Origin of the sequence: Methanobacterium sp., assembly GCA_039666455.1 — an archaeon.
In the GTDB taxonomy this organism is placed as follows: Archaea; Methanobacteriota; Methanobacteria; order Methanobacteriales; family Methanobacteriaceae; genus Methanobacterium_D.
Window position 1 is genome coordinate 1 of sequence record JAVSLW010000046.1, and the last position, 3,769, is coordinate 3,769.

The 3,769-nt window shown below is 34.7% G+C and carries 1 protein-coding gene and 2 pseudogenes; all 3 read right to left on the reverse strand.

Annotated elements, in window-relative coordinates:
• Positions 1 to 140: 140 nt before the first annotated feature.
• Positions 141 to 848: a DUF2162 domain-containing protein gene (locus tag PQ963_10680; protein MEN4030125.1), complete on the reverse strand. Its 708-nt coding sequence runs from the start codon at positions 846 to 848 to the stop codon at positions 141 to 143.
• A gap of 88 nt (positions 849 to 936) precedes the next feature.
• Positions 937 to 1,662: pseudogene (locus PQ963_10685) on the reverse strand (phosphate ABC transporter substrate-binding protein).
• Between the two features lie 15 nt (positions 1,663 to 1,677).
• Positions 1,678 to 2,397 (reverse strand): annotated as a pseudogene (locus tag PQ963_10690) (phosphate ABC transporter substrate-binding protein).
• Positions 2,398 to 3,769 lie beyond the last annotated feature (1,372 nt).

Here is a 3,769-nt window from a genome sequence, read left to right on the forward strand (position 1 = left end):
TGAGATTAAACCTCCAAAATTGATTATTGCATAAACCATGAAGGCTAAAAGCCCCACAATAACCGGTATAAGAAGGCTCTGCGATATCACATGCAAAGCCGCTGCTAACATATCACTTCCAAGAACTACCACCATAAATATCACCTCATTTGTATTAAATCACTCTTCTTTTTTGTTATATGAAATCCAGCAAACATCAGTACAAGCACAAATACCAGTGCATATATCCATGTTTCCATGGATGGAACCTCCATTGGGCTCATTGGAGATTGAAGAACCTTACTTATATTGGGAATCACAATAGCAGACACTAAAAAAAATAGCCCAACAAAAAGCATGAAATTACCAAGCAAAACAGGGAAAGGTTCTTTTGAGATTCTGATTATTGCACCAGATGCAAAATAGAATGCTACTATTGTAAAACTTAAATAAATCGCCACATACTGCCCTATAGACGCTATAGAAACTCCATTAAATGGAGATGCAAGCACTATTGCTGTTAAAACTGCTCCAAAACAGCATGGACAGAGTGCTATCATTGCTATACCTGATGCTTTATCATGGTTGCTATGCAACTTCCATTCTCTAAGGGTATAGAAACCTGTATAGATAATTATAAGCGCCAGGGCCATGAATATGACAAAATTATATTCATTTACTACTTTGTACACTATATCTGCATGTCCTGAGATTAGAAAAGTTAGGATGAATATCCCTGCACCATAATTTGCTGCTATTACTCCGGCCGCTTTTTTTGAAAGTCCAGCAAATCCTGCTATAAGCCCTATTTTAATACTGAACACTAAAACTGCCAATAATATTCCAAATTGCCACAATAACTCTAACATTTTATCCCTCAATCCTACATTTTATTAATTTAAAATGAATTCCAAAAAAAATGAATTCCAAAAAAATGGGGTTAGTGGTTAAAACCACTTATTTTACAGGTACTACTTTTTCACTTTTTATTACTGCATGTCCTTCAGGGCTTAATACCCAGTCAATGAATTCTTTAACAGCGCCTGTTGGTTCACCTTTGGTTAAGAACAAAAATGGTCTCTGTACTTTGTAAGTACCATCTAATACTGTTTGTTCTGATGGTGCTACACCACTGATCTTTAAAGCTTTAACCTCTGAACTTAGACTGGCTAATGATATGTATCCTACTGCATTTGGATCCTGGGCTACAGTTTGTTTTATAGCTCCAGCTGAACTCTGTACTATAGCATCGCCTTTAATTTTTGTTCCCTTCATTATTATTTCTTCAAATGCTCCTCTTGTACCGGAACCCTCTTCTCTTGTTACAACATTGATTGTTTTATCAGGTCCACCTACCTCTTTCCAGTTAGTGATCTTACCTGAAAATATGTCCCTAATCTGGTCTGTGGTCAGGTCACTTACAGGGTTATTAGCGTTTACCACAATTGCAATCCCATCTTTTCCAATAACGAACTGATTCAGTCCTGGCTTTTCCTCTTCTTTAAGATCTCTGGAACTTGTACCGATGTCTGCAGTACCATCCTTAGCACGCGTAATACCTACACCTGAACCTCCAGCTGCTACGTTGATCTTTACATTGGGGTGCTTTTTATTATACTCATCAGCTAACTTCTGTGCTACCGGTTGCACAGATGTTGAACCTGCTATCTGTATTTTTTGTTCTGTTTTTTTGGTTTCTACAGGTACTACTTTTTCACTTTTTATTACTGCATGTCCTTCAGGGCTTAATACCCAGTCGATGAATTCTTTAACAGCGCCTGTTGGTTCACCTTTGGTTAAGAACAAAAATGGTCTCTGTACTTTGTAAGTACCATCTAATACTGTTTGTTCTGATGGTGCTACACCACTGATCTTTAAAGCTTTAACCTCTGAACTTAGACTGGCTAATGATATGTATCCTACTGCATTTGGATCCTGGGCTACAGTTTGTTTTATAGCTCCAGCTGAACTCTGTACTATAGCATCGCCTTTAATTTTTGTTCCCTTCATTATTATTTCTTCAAATGCTCCTCTTGTACCGGAACCCTCTTCTCTTGTTACAACATTGATTGTTTTATCAGGTCCACCTACCTCTTTCCAGTTAGTGATCTTACCTGAAAATATGTCCCTAATCTGGTCTGTGGTCAGGTCACTTACAGGGTTATTAGCGTTTACCACAATTGCAATCCCATCTTTTCCAATAACGAACTGATTCAGTCCTGGCTTTTCCTCTTCTTTAAGATCTCTGGAACTTGTACCGATGTCTGCAGTACCATCCTTAGCACGCGTAATACCTACACCTGAACCTCCAGCTGCTACGTTGATCTTTACATTGGGGTGCTTTTTATTATACTCATCAGCTAACTTCTGTGCTACCGGTTGCACAGATGTTGAACCTGCTATCTGTATTTTTTGTTCTGTTTTTTGTTGGCCACCTGTACCATCATTTCTGGTTCCTACAGGGCCTGTTCCAGTTCTGGTTCCAGAGCCTGTTCCAGTTCCAAGCCCGGGTTTGTTACCGGTTCCTGTCTGGGTTGTATTTTCAGTTATATTTCCAGTTCCAGGCTTTGGTTTATCAGAGCTATTAGAGCTATTGTTCCCTGTACCTTGATCATTTAGAACCACTTCTCTAAATGCGGGTTTATCAGAACCAGGGTTATTATAACTCTTTAGAAATGATTCTGCATAAACTCCTATCCCTGCAATAAGTACTATTAAAATAGTGATTATCACAGTTGTTCTATCCTTCATGTTTAATCTCCTCCTTAACCTCCAACTGTTTGTATACTATAGTTTATGGAAAGGTGTTTCACCTCATCAATACTGATCAAATACAGATATTTAAAGGTTCCTATTTGTGTAAAAGTTTACACAATAAGTGAACATAGATATGATCATGTTGATTTTTTGGATAAAGTTATTGCGGTTGATAACTTTAATCGAAAAATTTTTTTAATCAAACATGCCTCTATTCAATGAAAAAAGGAATTAAAAACTGCTATTCAACGTTATACGGCTACGTATTAAATACAGTTTGCGGCGGAAGTTTAAAATTCCCAATATCATTAAAAAACTAAAATAAAAATGTATTTTTAGAAACAACATAACAAACACGCATCCAAACATGTGAAAATAAAAGGAAAATCGTTTTTATAGTGAGAAAAATCTAAGGGGCTAAATTTTATATTAAACTGAATATTTTTGAAATTACCACCACTTGCAAGTGCAATCTTATCTAAAACCTATTTTAATCTTCTTCCATATTGTTCCTCGAGATGTATTTTTGCCTTTGAGAATATTGATAAACAAAAATTATTATAAATAATATAAAGAAACCTAAATAACCATAAAACCAAAATCCTCCTGCATAAGGTGAAAATAAAAAGATATATGCCAATAATAAACCTTGTGTTATAATTATACTTAAAAAAACAAAATAATATGTTTTATAATGATGTTTTCTTGGAAATATAAAAGCTATAATAATAATCATGTAAGCTAAGCAATTAAATAGGTCTAATGGATTTCTATAAATTAAAAAGAATGATAAATATAAAATTAATAATAAAAAGAACCCTGATGTTATAATTTTTTGATCTGATATCATCATACTCCTCCCATTTAAAAAATAAAAAGTTTATTTTTATTATAGTCTTTTTTGAAAAGTTCTTAAATAATAAATTTTTGTAGGAATTGTTTGGATAGGCTGTCTGTTTGAGTGTATTTATTGAAATAGGTTAGGAAATTGTCTTTTAAATATTCGATATTTTCGATGAATTTTGTTGATAGT